The sequence below is a fragment of the Fischerella thermalis PCC 7521 genome, from assembly GCF_000317225.1.
Classification (GTDB): Bacteria; Cyanobacteriota; Cyanobacteriia; order Cyanobacteriales; family Nostocaceae; genus Fischerella; species Fischerella thermalis.
The window spans coordinates 145,536-168,104 of record NZ_AJLL01000033.1 but is presented as its reverse complement, the minus strand read 5'-3'; the positions used below and the strand labels follow the sequence as shown (position 1 = coordinate 168,104).

18 protein-coding genes and 1 tRNA gene are annotated in these 22,569 nt (G+C 41.4%); 13 read left to right on the top strand and 6 right to left on the bottom strand.

Features of this window, described 5'->3' with window-relative positions:
* Window positions 1-43 precede the first annotated feature (43 nt).
* The 4 genes from pds to UYK_RS0107655 all read left to right on the top strand — a co-directional run bounded on the left by pds (window position 44) and on the right by UYK_RS0107655 (window position 4,168).
* Window positions 44-1,483 (top strand): 15-cis-phytoene desaturase, encoded by a 1,440-nt coding sequence (pds, locus tag UYK_RS0107670; RefSeq protein WP_009458406.1) that lies wholly within the window; start codon window positions 44-46, stop codon window positions 1,481-1,483.
* Window positions 1,467-2,399, top strand: coding sequence for a 15-cis-phytoene synthase CrtB (gene crtB / locus UYK_RS0107665; protein ID WP_009458404.1), 933 nt, complete (start codon window positions 1,467-1,469; stop codon window positions 2,397-2,399). The genes pds and crtB overlap by 17 nt, the downstream gene beginning before the upstream one ends.
* Before the next feature lie 134 nt (window positions 2,400-2,533).
* Window positions 2,534-2,625: transfer RNA gene (locus UYK_RS0107660), tRNA-Ser, on the top strand.
* Between the two features lie 214 nt (window positions 2,626-2,839).
* A complete protein-coding gene (locus UYK_RS0107655) occupies window positions 2,840-4,168 on the top strand; it encodes an ABC transporter substrate-binding protein (protein WP_009458403.1) in 1,329 nt (442 codons plus the stop codon).
* A gap of 62 nt (window positions 4,169-4,230) precedes the next feature.
* Here the strand turns inward: UYK_RS0107655 and UYK_RS0107650 are convergent, their stop codons facing one another.
* The 3 genes from UYK_RS0107650 to UYK_RS0107640 all read right to left on the bottom strand — a co-directional run bounded on the left by UYK_RS0107650 (window position 4,231) and on the right by UYK_RS0107640 (window position 8,699).
* The gene (locus UYK_RS0107650; protein WP_009458402.1) at window positions 4,231-5,016 is read right to left on the bottom strand and encodes a hypothetical protein; all 786 of its coding nucleotides are present in this window, start codon (window positions 5,014-5,016) and stop codon (window positions 4,231-4,233) included.
* 501 nt (window positions 5,017-5,517) lie between these two features.
* Complete coding sequence (locus UYK_RS0107645; protein WP_009458401.1) at window positions 5,518-7,515, bottom strand: ATP-binding protein; 1,998 nt, start codon at window positions 7,513-7,515, stop codon at window positions 5,518-5,520.
* Between the two features lie 242 nt (window positions 7,516-7,757).
* A complete protein-coding gene (locus UYK_RS0107640; protein ID WP_009458400.1) occupies window positions 7,758-8,699 on the bottom strand; it encodes a serine hydrolase in 942 nt (313 codons plus the stop codon).
* A gap of 15 nt (window positions 8,700-8,714) precedes the next feature.
* Here UYK_RS0107640 and UYK_RS0107635 point away from each other — a divergent pair, with 15 nt between their 5' ends.
* The gene (locus UYK_RS0107635) at window positions 8,715-9,440 is read left to right on the top strand and encodes a C40 family peptidase (protein WP_016871201.1); all 726 of its coding nucleotides are present in this window, start codon (window positions 8,715-8,717) and stop codon (window positions 9,438-9,440) included.
* Window positions 9,437-10,453 (top strand): glycosyltransferase family 2 protein, encoded by a 1,017-nt coding sequence (locus UYK_RS0107630; protein WP_009458398.1) that lies wholly within the window; start codon window positions 9,437-9,439, stop codon window positions 10,451-10,453. Before UYK_RS0107635 ends, UYK_RS0107630 begins: the two co-directional genes overlap by 4 nt.
* 197 nt (window positions 10,454-10,650) lie before the next feature.
* On the opposite strand, the gene rpe is transcribed toward UYK_RS0107630, so the two are convergent.
* A complete protein-coding gene (rpe, locus tag UYK_RS0107625; protein ID WP_009458397.1) occupies window positions 10,651-11,358 on the bottom strand; it encodes a ribulose-phosphate 3-epimerase in 708 nt (235 codons plus the stop codon).
* Between the two features lie 154 nt (window positions 11,359-11,512).
* Here rpe and UYK_RS0107620 point away from each other — a divergent pair, with 154 nt between their 5' ends.
* Together UYK_RS0107620 and UYK_RS0107615 are read left to right on the top strand one after the other, a co-directional pair.
* Complete coding sequence (locus UYK_RS0107620; protein WP_016871200.1) at window positions 11,513-13,102, top strand: S8 family serine peptidase; 1,590 nt, start codon at window positions 11,513-11,515, stop codon at window positions 13,100-13,102.
* 158 nt (window positions 13,103-13,260) lie between these two features.
* Window positions 13,261-14,577 carry a serpin family protein gene (locus tag UYK_RS0107615; RefSeq protein WP_016871199.1) on the top strand — a complete coding sequence of 439 codons (1,317 nt, stop codon included), beginning with the start codon at window positions 13,261-13,263 and terminating at the stop codon, window positions 14,575-14,577.
* Between the two features lie 33 nt (window positions 14,578-14,610).
* Here UYK_RS0107615 and UYK_RS0107610 read toward each other — a convergent pair whose 3' ends face one another.
* Window positions 14,611-15,819, bottom strand: coding sequence for an AI-2E family transporter (locus tag UYK_RS0107610; protein ID WP_016871198.1), 1,209 nt, complete (start codon window positions 15,817-15,819; stop codon window positions 14,611-14,613).
* Between the two features lie 107 nt (window positions 15,820-15,926).
* Here UYK_RS0107610 and UYK_RS0107605 point away from each other — a divergent pair, with 107 nt between their 5' ends.
* Both UYK_RS0107605 and UYK_RS0107600 read left to right on the top strand, forming a co-directional pair.
* Window positions 15,927-16,400, top strand: a complete 474-nt coding sequence (locus UYK_RS0107605) for a hypothetical protein (RefSeq protein WP_026086395.1) — start codon at window positions 15,927-15,929, stop codon at window positions 16,398-16,400.
* A gap of 282 nt (window positions 16,401-16,682) precedes the next feature.
* The gene (locus UYK_RS0107600) at window positions 16,683-18,080 is read left to right on the top strand and encodes an LCP family protein (RefSeq protein ID WP_009458392.1); all 1,398 of its coding nucleotides are present in this window, start codon (window positions 16,683-16,685) and stop codon (window positions 18,078-18,080) included.
* A gap of 169 nt (window positions 18,081-18,249) precedes the next feature.
* Here the strand turns inward: UYK_RS0107600 and UYK_RS0107595 are convergent, their stop codons facing one another.
* A complete protein-coding gene (locus tag UYK_RS0107595) occupies window positions 18,250-19,173 on the bottom strand; it encodes an alpha/beta fold hydrolase (RefSeq protein ID WP_016871195.1) in 924 nt (307 codons plus the stop codon).
* An 839-nt stretch (window positions 19,174-20,012) separates the two neighbouring features.
* Here UYK_RS0107595 and UYK_RS0107590 point away from each other — a divergent pair.
* From UYK_RS0107590 to frr, 3 genes are all read left to right on the top strand, one after another.
* Window positions 20,013-20,567 (top strand): thioredoxin family protein, encoded by a 555-nt coding sequence (locus UYK_RS0107590; RefSeq protein WP_016871194.1) that lies wholly within the window; start codon window positions 20,013-20,015, stop codon window positions 20,565-20,567.
* A gap of 146 nt (window positions 20,568-20,713) precedes the next feature.
* Complete coding sequence (gene pyrH / locus UYK_RS0107585; RefSeq protein ID WP_009458387.1) at window positions 20,714-21,442, top strand: UMP kinase; 729 nt, start codon at window positions 20,714-20,716, stop codon at window positions 21,440-21,442.
* Entirely contained in the window at window positions 21,429-21,977 is a 549-nt protein-coding gene (gene frr / locus UYK_RS0107580) for a ribosome recycling factor (RefSeq protein WP_009458386.1), read from the top strand. The genes pyrH and frr overlap by 14 nt, the downstream gene beginning before the upstream one ends.
* Window positions 21,978-22,569 lie beyond the last annotated feature (592 nt).

Below are 22,569 nucleotides of genomic sequence, written 5' to 3'. Positions count from 1 at the left end.
TACGGCAAAACCCTTAAGAAATATTGAAGAGCAGTAAAGTTAAATGCGAGTAGCGATCGCCGGAGCAGGTTTAGCAGGACTTTCCTGTGCTAAATATTTGACGGATTTAGGTTATACCCCCATTGTCTTGGAAAGCCGGGATGTACTGGGAGGGTTAGTAGCAGCTTGGCAAGATGCAGACGGTGACTGGTACGAAACTGGTTTGCATGTCTTTTTTGGGGCTTACCCCAATATGTTGCAGCTACTCAAAGAACTGGGAATTGAAGACCGTTTGCAGTGGAAAAAACACACTATGATCTTCAACCAGCCTGAGAAGCCGGGAACCTATAGCAGGTTTGATTTTCCCAACTTGCCAGCACCGTTAAATGGCATCGTGGCAATTTTGCGGAACAATGACATGCTCAGTTGGAGAGAAAAAATCGAACTAGCAAAGGGATTGGTTCCCGCAATGCTCCGCGGACAAAAGTATGTTGATTCCACAGATCAATATACTTTTTCCCAATGGCTGAAACAGCAAGGAGTGAGCGAGGATGTCCAACAAGATATTTTTATTGCGGCCTCGAAATCACTTAATTTTATCAATCCTGATGAAATTTCGGCAGTAGTATTATTGACTGCCCTGAGTCGCTTTCTCCAACAAAAAGATGGCTCCAAAATGGCATTTTTGGATGGTTCACCCACAGAGCGTTTGTGTCAGCCACTGGTAGATTATGTTACAGAAAAAGGAGGAGAAGTACGTATAAATGCTCCATTAAAAGAAATCTTGCTGAATGAAGACGGTACGGTGAAAGGATTCTTGATGCAGGGACTCAATGGATCAGCAGATTACATAGAAACTGCTGATGTTTACGTTTCGGCAATGCCAGTGGACGTCATGAAGGTGATGCTACCAAATCCTTGGAAGGAAAATGACTTCTTTCAAAAGCTAGAAGGGTTAGAGGGCGTGCCTGTGATAAACTTGCAGTTGTGGTTCGACCGCAAACTTACTGATATAGACCAGTTGCTATTTTCGCGCTCGCCTCTACTCAGCGTTTATGCTGATATGAGCAATACCTGCCGTGGGTACGCCAATCCTGAGCGCTCAATGCTGGAATTGGTTTTGGCTCCGGCAAAAGATTGGATTGCCAAATCCGACGAAGAGATTTTGCAGGTAACTCTCGCCGAGTTACAAAAACTCTTTCCCTCACACTTTAGCGGAGACAATCCAGCAAAATTGCTGAAATATCATGTAGTCAAAACGCCGCGTTCAGTATATAAAGCAACTCCTGGTCGCCAACAGTACCGTCCTTCTCAGCAAACACCGATTAGCAACTTCTTTCTGAGTGGGAGTTACACTATGCAACCCTATCTCGGTAGTATGGAAGGTGCTGTGCTTTCTGGTAAGCTGACAGCGCAGGCGATTGCTGAAGGACGCTTGGTGGCAAATTCATCAAACCTGCAAATGCAAACCCCTCAGCCCGCAACGAATGCTGCAACTGTCTGATTCCCCCCCGCGCATGAAACCGCCGGTCTCTGTGGACGAGTCCTATCAACTTTGCCGTCAAATCACAGCAAAGTATGCCAAAACTTTTTACCTTGGCACTTTGCTGATGAGTAAGGCAAAACGTCCAGCTATTTGGGCAATTTATGCCTGGTGTCGCCGTACCGATGAACTGGTGGACGGCCCGGCGGCTGCTATTACCACACCAGAAACCTTAGATAAATGGGAGCAGCAGCTGGAATCCATTTTTGCGGGACGTCCAGTAGACAAATTTGATGTGGCTTTAGTGGATACCCTCCAGCGCTTTCCGATGGATATTCAGCCCTTTCGGGATATGATTGCCGGTCAGCGCATGGACTTACACCGCAGTCGCTACCAAAACTTTGACGAGTTATACCTGTACTGTTACCGTGTCGCCGGTACTGTAGGGCTAATGTCAACGGCGGTCATGGGAGTAGATACCAAGCAAAACACTGCTCCTTGGAACCGCAATCAACCACCTTATGTGCCTACAGAAGAAGCGATCGCCCTCGGAATTGCCAGTCAACTCACCAACATCCTGCGGGATGTCCATGAGGATGCACGGCGGGGAAGAATTTACATTCCTCTTGAGGATTTAGCACGATTCAACTACACCGAGCAAGATTTATTCAAAGGCGTGGTAGATGAACGCTGGCGTTCCCTAATGCGTTTTTTAATTGCTCGCACCCGCCAGTTTTATCAAAAGGCAGAAAAGGGGATTAGTTACCTCTGTCCAGATGCACGGTTACCTGTGTGGGCGGCTTTGATGCAATACAGTCAAATTCTGGAAAAGATTGAGCATAACGACTACAACGTATTCAGCCAACGTGTTTATGTGCCACAGTGGCAAAAAATACGTAGTATTCCACTGGCGTGGTTGCGATCGCAAGTACTTTAATTACTTGTTGGTTGTTGGTTGTTGTTTGTTGTTTGTTGGTAGTTCAACCAACAACTAACCATCAACCACCAACAAGATAAAAATGACTCTTGACTCTACCAAAATAATCTGTTAAGATTTATGTTCAACATAGTGGAGAGGTGGCTGAGTGGTCGAAAGCGGCAGATTGCTAATCTGTTGTACGGATCGAAAGGCCGTACCGAGGGTTCGAATCCCTCCTTCTCCGTTTTTTATTAGAGACGCGATACATCGCGTCTCTATTTATTAGGGACACGACAAACTCTGTCTGTAGATATCCAGAGAAATACTCCTTTTGGCAGATGCTATTATTTATGCTTCGGAGCGATTACAGATTAAACTTATCTTGCAATTAGAAAATAAGTTTGCATCTGTATTAATGACTCAGCTACTGAGCAAAATAAGGAGTGGAATTTAAATATATGAAAAAAACTATTAGTGCTTTTGCTCTAGCTATAACTACCTTCACAACAGGCTTTTTAGTAGCGGCTTGTGATGGCAACACCACCACAACCTCCAACACAAGCACTGATGGAGCTACTAGCACCCCAGCAGGTTCAACAATTACAGCCGCCAGCAGCACTCAAGGGTTAAAAATAGGTTCGCTGTTACCAACAACAGGTGACTTAGCAGCGATCGGACAGCAGATGGTAGAGTCTGTTCCCTTGCTTGTAAATACTGTAAACGCTTGCGGTGGTGTGAATGGACAACCCGTAACCCTAGTGCAAGTTGATGATCAAACCGACCCTAAAGCAGGTGCTGCTGGTATGACTAAACTGGCAACCTTAGATAAAGTTGCAGGTGTAGTTGGTTCCTTTGCTAGTAGTGTCTCCAGTGCTGCTATCTCCATAGCTGTGCCAAATAAAGTCATGCTCATTTCTCCTGGTAGTACCAGCCCTGTATTTACCGAAAAGGCAGCAAAAGGTGAATACAAAAACTTTTGGGCGCGTACTGCACCTCCAGATACCTACCAGGCTCAAGCTTTAGCTCAACTTGCTAATCAAAAAGGTTTTAAGAGAGTTTCCACTGTCGTGATTAATAATGACTATGGTGTGGGTTTTGAAAAAGCCTTTGTACAAGCATTTGAAAAATTAGGAGGAACCGTAGTCAATAAAAGCAACCCTGTTCGCTACGACCCCAAAGCCACGACATTTGATACCGAAGCACAAGCAGCTTTTGCGGGTAAGCCAGATGCAGTACTAGGCGTATTTTACGAAGAAACTGGAGCCCTATTTCTCAAATCCGCATACCAGCAAGGTGTAACTCAAGGGGTGCAGATAATGCTGACTGATGGTGTAAAATCAGATACATTTCCAGAGCGAGTCGGTAAAACTCCTGATGGCAAATACATCGTTGCTGGAGCTATAGGTACAGTTCCTGGTTCTAACGGTAAAGGATTAGAAGCTTTCACCAAACTTTGGCAAGAAAAAAGAAAATCCCCACCTGCACCATACACTCCCCACGGTTGGGATGCAGCTGCTTTGTTAGTTTTATCTGCCCAAGCAGCGAAGGAAAACACAGGGGTTGGTATTGCCAGTAAAATCCGTGAAGTTGCCAATGGCCCTGGTGTGGAAGTTACTGATGTTTGTGAAGGTTTGAAATTACTCAAAGAAGGTAAAGATATCAATTACCAAGGAGCTAGCGGTAATGTAGATATTGACGAAAATGGCGATGTGGTTGGTGTCTATGATGTTTGGACAGTGGGTGATGATGGCAAAATCAAGACCGTTGAGCAAGTTAGTCCAAAGTAGGAACTAGGTATGAATGATGAATTATGAAAATTTCAGCATTCATAATTCATCATTCATCATTTTTACAGACCGAAGTTATAACCAACTCCGAGTGTCAAACCGATGTCAGTGTCATCAAAAAATGCTGCATTCACAGCGGCTGTCGCAGTAAATTGACTGTTGAGTGGGAAATCTACACCACCAGATAACAAGAAGGAAAACTGAGAGTCATCACCTGTGTTAATCGCTGCACCAGCACCGACGTAAGGGGCGATCGCAACAGGTCCACTGAAAGGATCTCCTAGCTGTTGGAAGGAAAAATCGTAGGTGACAGGGACGAGAATTGTGGTGTTGTCACCCACGACTACTGAAGGTCTAACAGATAAGCTTCTTGATAGTCCTACCTTACTGATCACCATAAAGTTACCATCACCTAAAGAGGAGTCACCACCAGCCAGACCAATGTTTGCTGCTATACCAATATAGCTAGATCCTCCACGGGTAGCTCGACCTGGAAGAATGTCTGATTGTGCAACTTCCTGAGTAGCAGTAGATGGTTGAGAAATTGAGTGTTGATCTTGAACAGTAGTAAGTCCTGTGGATGATGTTGCTACCGTGCCAGGAATCGGTGTAAATGTAGGATTATCTGTTTCTGGTGTAGCGACATTATAGAACTGTTCCTGGGTAGAAGTAGAATTAGATACTTCTACTGAATTTTCTACTGGAACGGGTGATGCAGTTATGGCTTCTGCTTCCAAGCTAGTAGAGTCAGCAGTCTGAGCAACAGTAGGCAAACCACCAAATAAAACAGCGGTAGTTGCTATACCAACTAAACCGACAAGTTTTTGATTAAAAAAAATCGTATTCACATTCACTCCTCAAACAATATTACCTTTATATATAATGGGTTTTACCCATATTGAGCCAATGTTTGGCAATATCTACATTTAACATCAAAAAATTTATTTCTACATCCCTATTTTCAAGGTAGTACAAATTTTTGAATAGTCACTATATAGAGGGATAGATCCTCAATTCAACGGATGACAAAAATTATTCAAGAAATAAAAATAACTTTCTACCAATCATCAAAGTTATTTTTTGTCATTAATCACTAATTGCTATTCATTTATTCTTGATTATTGATTGCATAATAGACCTTTTGTACAAATATTTTTACCCCACCCTAACTCTAAGCGAAATCGGGGAGGTAAGTAAATTTTCTTCTTCCGGGGGAAATTAAGGGGGTTTAACAATTCATGGAAGAAGCCTAATAAGCACTGACTAATGACTAAGACATAACTTCTAACTAATGTTAATAAAATACAAATAATTTATATAAATTAATAGTAGTACTGCTCATAAAAAAGTCATTCTACCTTTACCTTTTGGCGCTCTACATCTTGTAATTTCTGTAGTAAATGCAATGGTTGTTCGACTTTTTGCCTGACTAATAAGTCAGTTACTTTGATAATCTCGTCAAAGCGAAAATTATAAGTGAGTTGCGTTAGGACTTGAATTAAATTTGGAAATTGTGTGGGAATTTGAGCCAATAGCTGAAGAATACTTTCATCATTGCACTCTTTAGCTGCTGTGTGTAGTTTTTGTATCCATGCATCTGGCATCTTTGCTAGGTCTTCAGGAGTTAAGCTTCCAGATTTCACATCCTTATTTTGGTTAACTATACCTGGTTCAAAGTAAATGTAGCGTACGCCTAAGTGTTTTGTAAGTTGGGCAAAAATTTCTTCTTCAGAAAATGGTTTGCTAATAAAGTCATCACAACCAGCAGCTATCATTACTTGGCGCTGTTCCTCAAAAGCATAGGCCGTGAGGGCGATAATTTTGGTATGAGATGGGAGATGGTTCTCCCTATCTCCCCAGCTAGATTGCTCCCTCCTTTTAATTTCCCTGGTAGCTTCGTAACCATCCATAATTGGCATCTGCATATCCATAAATATGATATGGGGACACCAACTTTCCCAAATAGCTATACCTTGTTGGCCATTTTCTGCTTGTTGTATTTCAAAACCCAAAGGTTTTAAGAGTTTGATGAGACATTGGCGATGGTCTTGATTATCGTCCACAATTAACAGACGATAAATTGGTTGGTCTGGTGCTAGACACTTAACCCGTTGACTTGACAACTGTGGTAGCTGTGTCATCTCTGCTAAGTTGACCTGAATGTCGAATGCAAATATACTTCCTTTTCCGACTACGCTGTTAACAGTAATATCTCCACCCATTAACTGTACAAACTTACGACTAATTGCTAATCCTAAACCTGTACCTTCTTGCGATCGCTTACCTGTTTCGGTTTGGACAAAAGCTTCAAATAAATTGTTGGTTTCTTCTGAAGCAATACCAGAACCTGTATCTTCGACCTCGAAAATTAAGAATTGAGGATTGGAAATTTTCGTTTGTCTTGCTTGTCCCATTCTCACACGTAGAGTCACGCTTCCTACTTGAGTGAATTTAAGGGCGTTACTCAACAAGTTCAATAAAACTTGCCGCAGTTTACTTTCGTCAGCAATTATGTGTTGTGGTACTGATGGCGATCGCTCAAAATTGAGAGTGAGTTTTTTGGCTGCGGCTTTGGGGCGCAGCATATCTTCTAAGCTATCTAACAGACTATATAAATCTAATTTTTTTTCATTGAGCTTAATTTTACCTGCTTCAATTTTGGACATTTCTAGCACATCGTTAATTAATTGCAGCAAGTGTTGACCACTTCTGTTAATAATGTCGAGATACTCCCGATTTTCACCGTTGCAGGAAGTATCGTCATACATGATTTGAGAAAAACCTAAAATACTGTTGAGGGGGGTGCGGAGTTCATGACTCATCGCTGCCAAAAACTGGCTTTTAGCCTTGTTAGCTGCTTCGGCTGCTTCTTTGGCATGTTGCAATTCTATTTCAGCTTGCTTGCGATCGCTAATATCTCGTGCTACCCAAAGTACTGATTGGTCTGAGATAGGGGAAATACTAGCGCTAAACCAAACCTGACGCCCCTGCCGAAACAAATTGTAATCAAAATAAAGTGTCTGCTGTAAATCTAAAGCCTGTCGGACTTTTTCTAACCAAAGCTGAGCGGTCTGTTCATGAAAAAATTGTTCTACCGTCTGACTAATCACATCAGTATCATCTGTATGTGTTTGATTGGGTTTTGTTGGTAGAATTTTTATGCTTCCAAGTTGGTTGCTGTGAAGATTAATGATCAGCACTACATCAGTCATTGCCTCAAAGACAGCACGCATTTGAGCTTCAGAAGTCCGTAGCTTTTGCTCAAGTAACTTCCGCTTGCTTGTTTCCTTTTGCAGCTGCTGAGTTAAGTTTCTTAATTGGCATTCCGGGCAATCAACTAGATCCATATATCTTTAAAATTTGCGAATAATGACTAGTAAGAAGTTAGAGATAAGGATTTATGCTATGTAAAAAATAAGTTTTTATATAAAAAACACTTTATCTTAAGTATATTCTTGGATACATCATTAGTCACTACTTAATTTTTGCAGAGGACGCGCAGAGAGAAGAGATGGGCGACGCGGGGACCAGCAGCAGATGCTTCGATTTGAGAATACGCTCCGCGTCTCTCTTTCTCCGCCTCCATCTTCTAATTTAAACTGGCAACTGCTTCGGCGATACGCTGAGAAACAAAAGGCAACAGATTACGATTTTTGGCGTGCATTTTGCCTTCAGTAAATACAACTACAAGATAAGGGCGAAGATTGGGTATTTCTATATACGCAGCATCATGTCGGACTTGGCTAGTCCAACCCGCCTTTGACCAAATTTGTGCTGTTTGGGGAAGACCTGCACCTAAAAAGCCTGTAATTTGGTCTTCCTCTACATCTTGCGGCAATTCATCAGCCTTGAGACTACGTTTGAGTATACTCATCATCGCTTGCGATCGCACACTAGATACTGCTACACCACCAACAATACTATGTAACAGCCTGGCGGTAGCATTAGTTGTCAACATATTGCGATTTTCTAGCAATTGTCCATAAAATGCCCGTTCCCGTCCGTAAGGTCCATCACACCAGGTCTTTTGGCAGACGTTAATACTTTCCATTTCCGGCCATCCCAAGGATTGATAGTAGCGGTTAACAATATGGCGCTGTTGCTTCCACGTCTCAAATGGTCCTGGTGGCAATTCTGGTCCGGATGTAGTTCCTGTCAGTATATCTACTATTAAGCTAGTAGCATCATTACTAGAATCGATAATCATATCACCCATGGCTCTTTCCAACTCACCAGAGGTCTGAACCATACCTTTTTCTAGCCATTCCTGGACTGCTACCAAGTAAAATAGCTTCACCACACTGGCTGGGTAAATTCGCTCTGAACCTCGATAAGTAAAACCACGAACTGGATGGTTCCAAAAAGCATCTGGCGTCAAAGCACCACCAGTATTTACCAACACAGGTGGATCGTAGACAATCCAAGTCAAAGCAATTTGGTTAGGGGCTAAGGTCGGAAATTCTGCCCAAGTTGCTTCTAAAATGCCATTACCTAGTTTTTCCAGTTGTTCTTCTTGATTGAAAAAAGTCATTGTTGTGTTTGCAGAATGTCCCTAAATCTCAAATCCCAAATCGAAAATTTAGAATCAGGTGAGTACGAGTGTCTAACTGACCTGAACATATATGATTCTCCAGAATGTACACGCTTGGCTACCCAAGCCCAAGCCGGGCGACATTTGTGGTTAACATCAAATTATCAGGATGTGGCAGTAGAGGTGTGTTTGTGTGAGGATGACTATCCAGGTTGGTTGTCGGTTGCAGATTTGGTTTTTTTACAGACAGCTACTGTACCTTATCAGGCTAAATCATTTTCCGAATCAGAAATTAAAAAATTGCTACCAGAAGTGATTGCTTTTACTCATAAAGCGATGCAACAACCTAATTATTATCTCTGGGGTGGTACAGTTGGGCCAAATTATGACTGTTCAGGCTTAATGCAGGCAGCATTTCGTTCAGTGGGTATTTGCTTACCTAGAGATGCGTATCAACAGGAAGGCTTTACCCAACCAATTGCCCTAGTACTGCTGCAACCAGGTGATTTAGTATTCTTTGGGTCTCCCCAAAAAGCCACTCATGTGGGACTCTATTTAGGAGATAGTTTTTATATCCATAGTTCTGGTAAAGATAAAGGACGTAATGGTATTGGGATTGACATTCTCTCGGAACAAGGTGATGAGGTGAGTCGGTCATACTATCAGCAACTACGCGGTGCTGGCAGAGTGGTGAAGAGTTATGAACCGCAGAGTCATAGAGGATTGAAAGAAAAAATATGAGGAGTGGATTAGTTTCTAATGGGTTAGCTGGACAATATGAGGTGATTTCCTCACCAGTTCCCAGTGTTTCAGTGGTGGTTCCTGTACGTGATGAAGTGGAAAGTTTGCCTCATTTACTAGAGGCGATCGCTTCTACCCTAAACGCTAGTAATCTTAGTTATGAAATTATCTGTGTCGATGATGGTTCTACGGATGGTTCCGCGCAGTTGCTCAAAGAACAAGCACAAAACCGTAATGATTTAAAAGCAGTAATTCTGCGGCGTAACTACGGTCAAACTGCGGCAATGGCAGCTGGATTTTATTATGCACGTGGCAAAGCAGTTGTAACTTTAGATGCCGATCTGCAAAATGACCCAGCGGATATACCAATGTTGTTGGCAAAGTTGGAGGAAGGCTACGATTTAGTGAGTGGTTGGCGGCTAAATCGCCAAGATGCAGCTTTGACAAGGTTATTGCCCTCTAAAATTGCCAACTGGTTAATTCGACGGATAACTAGCGTAGACATACATGATTACGGCTGTTCATTAAAAGCCTATCGTGCGGAATTGGTAGCAGATATGAACCTCTACGGTGAACTGCATCGATTTTTACCAGCCTTGGCATATATCGAAGGGGCAAGAATTACCGAAATGCCCGTACGTCACCATGCACGCCGCTTTGGGCGGAGTAAGTACGGTTTGTCGCGGACTTTTCGGGTGGTAATGGATTTATTAACGATCGCTTTTATGAAAAAGTTCCTGACTCGCCCAATGCATGTTTTTGGGCTATGGGGCTTGATTTCTATGCTTTCGGGAGGTGCGATCGGCATTTATTTGACTTGGGTAAAATTAGCTTTGGGTCAAGATATTGGCGATCGCCCTTTATTAATTTTGGCTGTTCTTCTGTTAGTGACAGGGGTACAGTTATTTTGCTTTGGTTTGTTAGCAGAGTTATTGATGCGTACTTACCATGAATCCCAAGGACGTCCTATCTATCGAGTACGAGAGATAGTGACAGCCAAGGAAGTTGAGTAATTCAGTTATCAGTTTTCAGTTACCAAGTTCTATTAATTGCAGTTGGCTATTCATTGATTCCTAACTAACAACTCACTACGAATAGACTTCTTGCAAGAGGTCTAATAAATAAAAAAGGCGATCGCTTTTCCGTCGCCCTTTTTTATTTAGTTTGTAGTCAACACCAAGCGTGCTTATATTTACTAAGAATTAAAGACTTAGACTTGTGCTAGTTCTGGTGTAGGACGCTTGCTGTTACGAACAGCTGCGATCGCCTCGCCATAATCCTTAGCGTTAAACACAGCCGAACCAGCTACAATTGCATTAGCTCCGGCTTCTAAAACTTGCCAAGTATTATTGGCCTTCAGCCCGCCATCTACTTCAATCCAAGGGTCAAGACCACGTTCATCACACATCTGACGCAGTTTGCGGATTTTGGGAACTACCGCTGGAATAAAGCTTTGACCACCAAAGCCAGGGTTGACACTCATTAGCAACACTAAATCGCAAACTTCTAGCACATACTCAATCAAATCCAAAGGTGTAGATGGGTTAAGTACGACACCAGCTTGCTTGCCAAGTTCTTTAATTTGGCAGAGAGTACGATGTAAGTGTGGCGACGCATTATGTTCACAATGTACAGATATAATGTCTGCCCCAGCTTTGGCAAAATCTGCAACATATTTTTCTGGTTCCACAATCATCAAGTGGACATCCAGTGGTTTTTTCGTCACCGGACGAATCGCCTCCACTACCAAAGGACCTATCGTAATATTAGGTACAAAGCGACCATCCATTACATCAACATGAATCCAATCTGCCCCCGCCTCGTCTACGGCGCGTACTTCCTCTCCCAGGCGACTAAAATCGGCTGATAGGATAGATGGAGCAATTACAATCGGCTTGTTAGATAGCGTTTTGGTCATGGCTAGTGGATATTTAAGCGTCCTTTTCTGTAAACATTGTAACAAAACTTGAGCAAAGGCTCACAAGGGGAAAAGGGGATAGGGGAAAGGGGATAGTTAATATTCAACCACCAACAACCAACCACCAACAACCAACCACCAATGACAAATGAGTATGGTAAAAAAAATTAGCTGGATAATTTGGGGCTTAAGTGTTACCTGTCTGAGTGTGCCGGTGTTAGCTTTGGAAAATACCCTTAGTACTAACGGCATTGATGCTCTTAAGTTACATAAGCTTCCGTATAATCTCATAGGTCGCAAGATTGCCATTGGTCAGGTGGAAATTGGGCGTCCTGGTAAATTTGGTGTAGACAAAGCGGTTTCTAAAAATCGCTCTGTAAATATAGCAGGTGTCTTTTTACGCAATAGTCCTGCTAAGTCAAATAGTGGTGTTGATTCTCACGCCTACAATGTTGCTGGTGTCATGATTAGTACAGATAAAGCTTTTCCAGGAGTAGCTCCAGGAGCGCGCTTGTATTCATCTGCTGTGGGTTCTACTAAAATGGGTCAGCCAGAAGAATGCTTGTCTGCACAGCACATAGCCTTACAGAACAGTGGTGATGTTCGCGCCATTAACTTTAGCTTTGGCGAACCTCTAAACCGCGATCCGCGACCGGATGCTGTTTTGGATGGTAACGCCTTACTAACCCAATGTATTGACTGGTCGGCTCGCGCTCACAACGTTTTGTATGTGATTGCTGGCAACCAGGGTAAAGGAGGAATTCCCATCCCTACCGATAATTTTAATGGAGTTAACGTGGCTTTTTCCTCTCGTCGGGGAGGAATTTTTAATAAAGTAGATGTTTCTAATTTAGTAGCTACATCTGAGGCAATGACTCAGCGTCTATCTGGCAAGGAAATTAATCTTGGCCCACGTGGAACGATTGGTATAGTTGCTCCTGGTAGTAATATTCCTATGCTTAATCCTGATGGCAAAATCAACAAAGTCACAGGCACAAGTTTTGCAGCACCCCACGTCACAGCTACAGTTGCTCTATTACAAGAATTTGGTGACAGACAATTACGGAAAAAACAACCTAATTGGAGTCTTGCTTCTCGTCAACATGAAGTCATGAAAGCTGTCTTATTAAACTCAGCCGAAAAAATTCAAGACATGGGCGATGGTTTGCGGCTAGGAATGACTAGAACACTCATAAATAAACAGAATCAAGACTGGCTAGCTTCTGAAACCTATAAAAATCCCAAAAAACCTTTAGATCCTCAAATGGGAACAGGTCATCTCAATGCTTACCGGGCTTACGAACAATTTAGTGCAGGTCAATGGCAACCATCACAATCTGTACCTGCAATTGGTTGGAATTATAATACTATCAACGCTGGCTCATCTGTGGAATATGTTTTAGCTAAACCACTACAGCAGAACAGTTTTGTCTCCATAACCTTGGCTTGGGACAGGTTAGTAGAACTCAACGATAAAAATAAAAATGGTCAATTTGATCCAGGGGAAGATTTTCGCGATCGCGGTTTAAACAACCTTGATATCTATCTAGTTAAAGCCGATGAAAAAAGTCCAGACACAGGAACTGTTTGCGCCTCCATTAGCGAAGTTGATAGTGTAGAACACATTTTTTGTCCTGTCCCTACCACTGGTAAATATAAAATCCGTGTCCAGTTTCAAAACCAACTCAACGAAGCCACTCAACTTTATGCCTTGGCTTGGTGGACTCGGGCAAATAGGGACTAGGGATCGGGAAGCAGAAGGGAGACACGGATAAATATCTCTCCCCATCACCCCATCTCCCCATCCCCGATAAAATGGTTGCCAAAACTGTAACCACCAAATGGCTGTGTCATCTGAAATGTCATAGTCGATAGATAGACTCTGCCTTTTGGTGTGATAACATGAAGCAGAAATTTGGTAGTTCTTGGGAAAAATTTCTACAAAGACGTTATGCCGTGCGTTTAGGAAGGCGCTACGCTCTGGCAGCTGCTAGTGTGGTTTTAATGGGTGTGATCGGATGTACCCAAGTAGAAGGTAATACAAAAGTTTATGCCCAATCCAGTGTACCTCGCTCAGAATCTCTTGCTCAAAAATCTGTCTTGCCTGATACTAAACTTATTCTAGCTAACACCAAATTTGGCTTCAAACTTTTTGAAGAAGTTCTCAAACAAGAGAACAATAAAAATGTATTTATTTCACCTGCTAGTGTAGCGATCGCTTTAGATATGACCTACAACGGTGCTAATGGTAGCACTCAGCGAGCAATGGCCAAGGCACTGGAATTACAAGGGTTAAGTTTACAGGAAATTAATTCCTCTAATGCAGCATTAAAACAGCTTTTAGAGAATTCAGATCCAGAAATTCAATTGAATATTGCTAACTCACTTTGGGCAAATCAAGAAGTTAAATTTAATGCCGATTTTATTAAAAAAAATCAGGATTTCTATCAAGCAAAGGTAACGAATTTAAACTTTCAAGATCCAAATTCTGTTAGCAAGATTAATAACTGGGTAAGCGAAAGTACTCGTGGCAGAATTAATAAGATTATTGAAAGAATAGAACCAGACCAAGTATTATTTCTGCTTAATGCCATTTATTTTAAAGGCAAATGGACAAACGAATTTGACAAACAGCAAACTGTGCAACAGCCTTTTTATCTGACATCTGGTACTCAGAAACAACATCCCATGATGTCACAAAAAGGTAAATATAAATACTACGAAAACGAACAATTTCAAGCCGCGAGTCTGCCTTATGGTAAGGATGGTAAGTTCAGTTTTTATGTCTTTTTGCCCAAAAAGAATTCTAATTTGAAATCTTTTTATGAAAATCTCAATGCTGAGAACTGGGAAAAATGGATATCCCAGTTTAGCCTACGAGAGGGTTTGATTCGCCTACCCCGTTTCAAAATGGACTATGAAATAACACTTAACACTGCTTTAGAAGCATTAGGTATAGGTGAGGCTTTTACCAACCAAGCTGATTTTTCTCAGATGGGACAAAACTTTCAAATTAGCGAAGTGAAGCATAAAACTTTTGTGGAAGTCAACGAAGAAGGAACAGAAGCTGCTGCAACTACTTCTGTAGGTGTTACCGCAGTATCTGCAACAGTTAATCAACAACCATTCCAAATGACTGTTGATCGTCCATTTTTCTGTGCAATTCGCGACAACCAAACTGGAAGCATTTTATTTATGGGTGCAATTTTAGACCCTTAATTTCACAACCAACAACTAACAACTAACCTTAGACTAAGCAGTCGGAGGAGATGCTTCTGGTGTCACAGGTGCGCCTACTTCTCGCGATCGCACATTTGCTGTTTCACCTATTTGTTTCCGACAAGCTTCTTCCCCTTGATCAGGACTGTGAGTGGTGACATCTCCCGTCTCGCTATGACCAGATGCAACATCAGGACGCAAAGCACTTAAAGCTGTCTTAATGACAACGGCAGTAGGTACTGCTAAAATTACACCCAACAAACCACCTATTCTTGCTCCTGTTAAAACCGAAATTAACGCCCAAACAGGATTTAACCCTGTGAAACTACCCAAAATTCTTGGACCAATCAAGTTTTCCAGAATTTGTTGCACTATAACTGCTGCAATCAACACTCTTGCTCCCATCCAGACATCTTGTAGCGATACCAACAAAGTAGTTAAGGCAATACCCACAGAACCACCGTAGGGAACAAGAGCCATAATCCCAATACTTAAGCCAAATAGCAAACCAAATGGTACTTTCAGCCATAAAAAAGTTGGAATTAGGGCTGAAGCCATACAGGTAGATAAAATTAGCTGAGTAATAAAGAAATTTTGAAAGCTCAGACGTACAGTTTGAGAAAAAGCCTCACGAAATTTGCTGGGTAGCCAGCTAACTAAACTTTGCCAAAGTTCATCCCCATGCTGCAATAGATAAAAAGTCAAAACCATTGTCAGCAGAAAATCCAGCAGACTGGTGAAGGTGACAACCGCCAGATTTAAAACTTGTCCAGCGATCGCCTGTAATTGTCCCTTGACACGATCATTGATTTGCACTAGTAAAGCATCAAGGTTAATGGGTAAGCCCATACTTTCGGCTTTTTCGTTCAAAATCATCAACTGGGAGCGTCCAGAGTCAATTAACTCCGGTAAACGCGCCACCAATTGTTGGGCTTGAGTTAGAGCTAGTGGAACAAGAGTCAAACCTAATGCTAATAAAATCGACAAAGCCAGTAAAAACACCAAAATGGCTACTTGCTCTCGCCTAGCACCATGACGTTCCATCCAACTTACAGGATAATTGAGCAGAAACGCTAGTACGGAGGCTCCCACCAAGATAACAATCAGCGAGTGAAAGTAATGGAAAATGACTGAAAGCGCCCAGCCATTCAGCACCAGAAGCGGAGCAAATAAAGCGATCGCACCAAATCGTGCCAATGGTGTGAGTGCTTGCCACCAGTTTAAGAGCTTGCGTGTCTGCATCTGCCGATTGCGGGATAACACAAAATTATGATCCTTATTTAAAGATTATTATCTCTAACTACATCAATATCATTCATCCCTCTAATTTAGGATTACACTCAACCAAAATGGATAATTTTGAATCAAAGTACAGGAACCCAGGGGCAAAGGGACAAGGGGACACGGGGGACAAGGGGACACACAGATACGGAGATATTATTAACAATTTCTCCACGTCAGCGCCCCCCTCACCCTCTGCGTCTTCTTCTGTATACCTAGTTTGGTATCTTCTACCCATTATCGGTTTTTTCCCATCTCTGTGGACTCTTTATCGCCGCCAGGGTAGCAGGGAACAACTTGCTATCAGTCGTATATCAATTACGCTGGCTATTTCCTGGTTGTTAGGTTATCTTTTTTTAGCAACTGGGGCAGCAAATTTAGATTTTTTGTCAGTGCGCCTACTGATACTTAATAGTTTTCTCACCTCTGGTTACTTTTTGATCAGTTTGTGGTTAATAATTGTCACCATCCGAGGCAAATCTCAACGTATACCAGCTTTTAGCCGTTTTGCTGATGAAATCGTTGATAAGTATCTTTCATAGAAAGAGGGGAAAAGGTTGTTTTCACTGATCACTCAAAATTTCTAATTTCTCCTCAAGCCATCTAGTCAAATGCCGCCTAATATTGCCATACTTCATAAATAAAACACCTAAACCATTTTAAATGAATCAAAAAATTAAGAAAAATACGGTGGGAAGTGTTACGTGAGACACTTAATCTATGAATTTGGCACTATTAATTAAGAGTTAGTTATTATAGTCTGATTCGTCTGTTTTCCCAAAAGTGGATTCACCAAGTATTATTCAGTAAGTGTGAGGAAGTCTGTGACCATTCAAAGAGGTTCGGCGTCAGAAAACCATTCTAAGCCCCGCCCTAAATCCAGGCGCAGAAAGGTTAATCATCCAAAATCGGGACGTTGGCTATGGTTTTGGTTGGGCGGTATCGCGATGCTGTCAGCCACCATTGGAGCATTGCTGGCGAATTCTTTAAGCAGTACACCTCTCATGCAAGCCAATCTGAGTGCGGATGAGGCAGCTGTTTTTGGTGGCGATCGCATTTCTGGAGGTGGGTTACGATTCTCAGAATTAACTCGCCCCGTTAATATCCTAGTTATGGGTATGAGTGTACTACCGCCAGATGTCCAAAATGCGCCAGAAGAAACCAAAAACTTGGGATATCTACCCCAAATTAATTCCTTTGATGGTCTTACTGACGTCATGCTCTTGATCAGGTTTGATCCACAGACAAAAAAATTGGTCATGCTTTCCATCCCCAGAGATACCCGTGTAGAAATTGAAGGGCATGGAATTAAAAAAATTAATTCTGCTAATGTCCAAGGTGGACCTGCTCTCAGTGCGAAAACTGTTAGTAACCTCTTGGATGGAGTAGGAATTGATCGCTATGTTCGTATCAACATCTTAGGAGTTGCCAAGCTGATCGATGCTTTGGGAGGTGTAACTGTTTATGTCCCCAGAGATATGAAGTATCAAGATGATTCACAGCATCTATACATCAATCTAAAGAAAGGAAAGCAGCATCTCAATGGCGATCAAACGCTGCAACTTTTGCGTTTTCGTCATGATGAAAATGGGGATATTGGCAGAATTCAGCGGCAACAAATGGTGATGCGAGCATTGATGGATCAAGCTCTCAACCCCACAACAATGGCACAACTGCCCAACATTCTCAACGTAGTTAAAGAACACATTGATACTAACTTGACTGTTGAAGAATTAGTAGCATTGGTGGGATTTGGAGCAAGAATAAATCGTTCTAATATGTTGCAGTTGATGCTACCCGGTCGGTTTAGTGAAAAAGGAGAGTATAGCGCTAGCTACTGGATACCAGATAGGGATCGCATTGCCAGCACAATGGCACAGTATTTTGATATGCAATCGTCTGACCAACAGCAAGCAGTAGATCCAACATATTTGCGAGTAGCTATTCAAGACAGTACCGGTAGCGATAACGCTAACCTCCGACCACTAATTAGAAGCTTGCAAAAAGCTGGTTATCGTAATGTCTACATCGCTAAAAGCTGGGGTGAACCATTAGAAGTCACTCACATTGTTGCTCAACAAGGAGATGGTAACAGTGCCGAATCAATTCGTAACACTCTAGGATTTGGAGAAGTGCGAGTAGAAAGTACTGGTAATCTCTATTCTGATATCAGTATTCAAGTTGGTAAAGATTGGTTAGAACAAAAAGATTTGTTTGAATAGCCAATTCAACCCTGATATCAATTTTGGATTTTGGATTTAAAGTCTCCTGCAAAAGGTTATTCCAGGAATCTCAAATAATACTAACTATCCAAATGTCATACGAGAAGGCTGGAGGGATAGGAAAGAACAAACTTTTATTTAAAAGCTAAACTATCGGATTATCCATTACTTACTTTCCAAGTTCTGAATCCTGAATTCTTGTTCTTTCCCATATCCAGTCCTGTAAAATTGGATTGACCAACTCCGGGGCTTCATCCTGAGGACAATGCCCTACGCCTTCCAGAGGTATAAACTTTTGCACTTGTGGAAAGCTGGCTAACTCTCTGCCTAACTCAATCGGTTCCCAACGGTCAGCTGTTCCCCACAAAATAATTGCTGGACAAGGCAGTTGAGGTAAAAGGTCTTCTGGTAGGGGTCCTTGGGAATAAGAGGTAAAAGCAAGAAACACTGCTGCTGCACCTGGGTCACTCGCAGGAGAGGTAATAATATTTACCAGTTCTTCTGTCACCATTGCAGAATTTGCATAGGCTTGCAGTAGAACTTTACGCACAGTTTTTGGTTTAGCAATTTGATTGAAAAAAAATTCGCCAATTGGTTTAAAAGATAGTAAACGTTGCAGAAGAGGCGCTCCTAAACGGCGATGCCAAGGTAAAGCCCCGCGTTTGCGATCATGCAACAGCCGCAAAGAACAATTTAATAACGCTACTCCCAGAGCAATTTCGGGGTTGCTGACAGCTGTTTGCATCGCTACAATACAACCGATGGAGTTCCCAACCAAAAAAGCAGGCTCTCCCACCACTTCACGGCAAAAATCAGCTACTTGTTGTCCCCAAGTTTCAAAGGTATAAGTAATATTCTCACCAGGTTTAGGTTTAGCTGAAGCACCAAAGCCGATCAGATCAATTGCATAAACGCGACAATTTTGTGCCAGTGTCGGCATATTTTTCCGCCAATGCCACCACGAAGCTCCAAAGCCATGTACAAAGATCACGGCTGGACCAGCACTTCCTTGAGATTGATAGCAAATAGAAAAGCCTTGCCAAATCCAGGTTTTTGTTGGAGTCAGTGCGATCGCTGAAATGGAGGAAGCCATGAGTATTTTATGAATATAAGTATGAAAATCAACAAATTAGAAAAAAGCAGATATATTTATTTTTATTTTTACAAAAATTTACGTAATTTTACAACTAAACTTTCCTCCGGTTAATATTGTTAATCTAAGTAAAATCCTAAAAATAATGTAGTTCTGACTACTGTTGTTGCCACTATCCCCTCAAAACTTTAGAACTTTGTACATCTGTCTTGAAGATAAGGAAAGGTGCTTGAAGCCCGATTTTTGTTTTCTATCCTCAAGACATTGTACAAGTTAATGAACTGTAATTTCAGTAGTTTCACAATTCACATCAGCAAAATTGGTTTATAAAATAGTCTAGATACAAAGGAATTCCCTGATACCGTTTCACTATAAGTCTGATACATTTAGTGGTTAAGGAGACAAGGAGGACAAGGAAGACAAGGGAGAGAATTTGTAGCAAAAATTTTGTGAAATGGTATGAAAGGTGGTTGAAATTAGAAAAAATCAAGCTAAATTTGGCTATATTTTATTTTTAAAATCTAGGGTTGCAGAACTCAATATCTAGTTGCAAAATTTTAAAATTTATTTTTGGGCGTAGTGCAATATTTAAGTCTTTGACTAGTAGCAATTGCCACTATTCAAAGATGAAAAAACATAATTTTTCTCCTACACCCTTACATCAGCCAGTTGCTACAAAGGAACGGTTCCTTAACTGGAGGAAACCTTCAATGGCTCACTGGTTACCCTATAACCCTATACAGCCTGTGTTTCTTGAGAGGATATTTATCTCTCTGCCTTCTGACTTCTGCTTCCAGCATAGCTATCCTTGTGTTCTTAGTTCCTGTGAGTCAGAAAATATGAATAAAGTAGAAACAATCAATACTCCTGTGGGAAGTTACGCACCAGATTTTGAACTACCAGGAATCGATGAGCAAGTACATCACTTGAGCCGTTATTTAAAGAAATTTCATGCAGTTGGTGTCATTTCGATGTCTAACTATTGTCCCTATGTAAAATTGTATCTAGATAGGCTTAAAAAAATTCAACTAAAGTTTTACAAACAAGGTTTTACACTTATTGGTTTGAATGGTAATGATGCCACTCAATTGCCAACAGAAGGTTTTGAAAATATGAAAGCTTTCGCGAAAGTCAATGAGTTGAACTTTCCTTATTTATGGGACTCCACCCAAGATGTAACTCGTAGCTTTGGTATTAACAAAACACCAACGGCTTTCTTAATAGACACCGAAGGTATAGTTCGCTACAAAGGTATGATTGATGATCAACCCTACAACCCATCAGCAGTGAAGGAAAATTATCTAACTCAGGCGATCGCATCACTCATGAAAGGTCAAGAAATTTATCCCATGGAAACGGAACCTACAGGTACTTATTTGCTATGGCGTAAGTGAAGGGGAAAGGATTAATTTTTCTGTTTAACCTTTGGTTGATTAACACACGTTAATTTTAGGATGGTGAAGTAGTAGAGACAGATAGTCACACTACTGTTATCTTAAATTGGAGGTAATTAGCATATTTTTTGATAAAGCGTAACTTCATGGGAACAAATTACCGACGGGTTTTACTTAAACTAAGCGGTGAAGCCTTAATGGGCAACATGGGCTATGGAATTGACCCAGAAGTGGTCAAAGAGATAGCTCAAGAGGTAGCAGAGGTAGTAGCCACTGGTGTTCAAATCGCCATTGTCGTTGGCGGGGGTAATATATTTCGTGGTGTCAAAGCGGCATCGGCGGGGATGGACAGGGCAACCGCTGACTACATAGGTATGATTGCCACGGTAATGAATGCCATGACGCTGCAAGACTCGCTGGAACGAATAGGGGTACAGACACGGGTACAAACCGCGATCGCCATGCAGGAACTTGCTGAACCATATATACGTCGTCGGGCCATCCGTCACCTAGAAAAAGGACGGGTGGTCATTTTTGGTGCTGGTTCTGGTAATCCCTTTTTTACAACTGATACCACCGCAGCTTTAAGAGCTGCCGAAATTGAAGCCGAAGTAATCTTTAAAGCCACTAAGGTAGACGGAGTGTACGACGCCGATCCGCATATTTATCCTGATGCCAAACGTTACAAAAGTCTCACATTTGGACACGTTTTGGCAAAAGATTTGCGGGTAATGGACAGTACCGCGATAGCCTTATGTAAAGAAAATAATATCCCAATTCTTGTTTTTGACTTAGGCGTACGGGGTAACATCCACCGCGCAATCATGGGAGAATCTATCGGCACCCTTGTGGGAGGTTCTTGTGAAATTAGCTGAAGCTGAGAGTACGATGCAAAAAACTGTTGAGGCGACTCAACGAGCTTTTAACACAATTCGCACTGGTCGCGCAAATGCCAGTTTGTTAGACAAAGTGACAGTGGAGTATTACGGTACACCTACACCTTTGAAGTCACTTGCTAACATCAGCACACCGGATGCTACGACGATTTTGATTCAGCCTTACGATCGCAGTTCCTTAAATTTGATCGAGAAGGCTATTTCTATGTCAGATGTGGGTTTAACCCCCAGTAACGACGGTTCAGTCATTAGACTGAACATTCCACCACTGACAAGCGAACGCCGTAAAGAATTAGTAAAAATCGCTGCTAAGTATGCCGAAGAAGGGCGTGTTGGCATTCGCAACATCCGCCGCGATGCTCTAGAGACCATTCGCAAAATGGAAAAAAACTCTGAGGTATCCGAAGACGAAGCACGCGATCAGCAAGACAAATTACAAAAACTGACGGATAAATACACTGCCAAAATCAATGAATTATTGGCAGAAAAAGAAAAAGACATCACCACTGTCTAATCAAAGTCCAAGGTAAAAGAGAAAAGGTAGGAATCAGGACAGTAAATTTTTACTTTTTCCTTTTACCTTACTTAGGTAAATATGAGGCAGTAATTGGTAAAGGAAAGGGAAGAAGAGATAATATAGGTCGTTTTTTCAAAAAAACAATAGGAGTCTCATAGTGAATCTTTCGAGCAGATGAGTTAGTTGAAATCTAGATATTAAATAATTTTTATCAAAAAATTCACTAAAACTTTATAATCTATCTTAAATATTTGGCAGAAAATTTGTAATCAGTGAAACTAATGAATTGTAACTTTGTAAAGGAAGCCTGATTTTGAATTGTTTCTCTTGATTCAAAATCAATATTCATGAAGCTAATATTACTAGCTTCAAACGATGTTCAATGCTGATAGATTAGATTTATTAAAAGTGAAATTAGGAGTTACATATAATTTATCTTTTCCAAATTGATGAGAGCTTTCATCAAGTTTCCACCCCTATATGTCTAAAATATTGTTAATCCCAGAAAACAGTAAAATGTAATCAAAAATAGTCCGATTAAATTGCCATAAAATATCCATATATATGAAAAATAAAAGTAAAATACAGT

Bases quoted from the DNA above. Each gene is read 5' to 3' on its own strand.
- pds (WP_009458406.1), top strand. From the start codon at position 44: ATGCGAGTAGCGATCGCCGGAGCAGGTTTAGCAGGACTTTCCTGTGCT.
- UYK_RS0107620 (WP_016871200.1), top strand. From the start codon at position 11,513: ATGGTAAAAAAAATTAGCTGGATAATTTGGGGCTTAAGTGTTACCTGT.
- UYK_RS0107595 (WP_016871195.1), bottom strand. From the start codon at position 19,173: ATGGCTTCCTCCATTTCAGCGATCGCACTGACTCCAACAAAAACCTGG.
- pyrH (WP_009458387.1), top strand. From the start codon at position 20,714: ATGGGAACAAATTACCGACGGGTTTTACTTAAACTAAGCGGTGAAGCC.
- UYK_RS0107610 (WP_016871198.1), bottom strand. From the start codon at position 15,819: ATGCAGACACGCAAGCTCTTAAACTGGTGGCAAGCACTCACACCATTG.
- crtB (WP_009458404.1), top strand. From the start codon at position 1,467: ATGCTGCAACTGTCTGATTCCCCCCCGCGCATGAAACCGCCGGTCTCT.
- rpe (WP_009458397.1), bottom strand. From the start codon at position 11,358: ATGACCAAAACGCTATCTAACAAGCCGATTGTAATTGCTCCATCTATC.
- UYK_RS0107630 (WP_009458398.1), top strand. From the start codon at position 9,437: ATGAGGAGTGGATTAGTTTCTAATGGGTTAGCTGGACAATATGAGGTG.
- UYK_RS0107655 (WP_009458403.1), top strand. From the start codon at position 2,840: ATGAAAAAAACTATTAGTGCTTTTGCTCTAGCTATAACTACCTTCACA.
- UYK_RS0107635 (WP_016871201.1), top strand. From the start codon at position 8,715: ATGTCCCTAAATCTCAAATCCCAAATCGAAAATTTAGAATCAGGTGAG.
- UYK_RS0107645 (WP_009458401.1), bottom strand. From the start codon at position 7,515: ATGGATCTAGTTGATTGCCCGGAATGCCAATTAAGAAACTTAACTCAG.
- UYK_RS0107605 (WP_026086395.1), top strand. From the start codon at position 15,927: ATGGATAATTTTGAATCAAAGTACAGGAACCCAGGGGCAAAGGGACAA.
- UYK_RS0107590 (WP_016871194.1), top strand. From the start codon at position 20,013: ATGAATAAAGTAGAAACAATCAATACTCCTGTGGGAAGTTACGCACCA.
- UYK_RS0107615 (WP_016871199.1), top strand. From the start codon at position 13,261: ATGAAGCAGAAATTTGGTAGTTCTTGGGAAAAATTTCTACAAAGACGT.
- UYK_RS0107640 (WP_009458400.1), bottom strand. From the start codon at position 8,699: ATGACTTTTTTCAATCAAGAAGAACAACTGGAAAAACTAGGTAATGGC.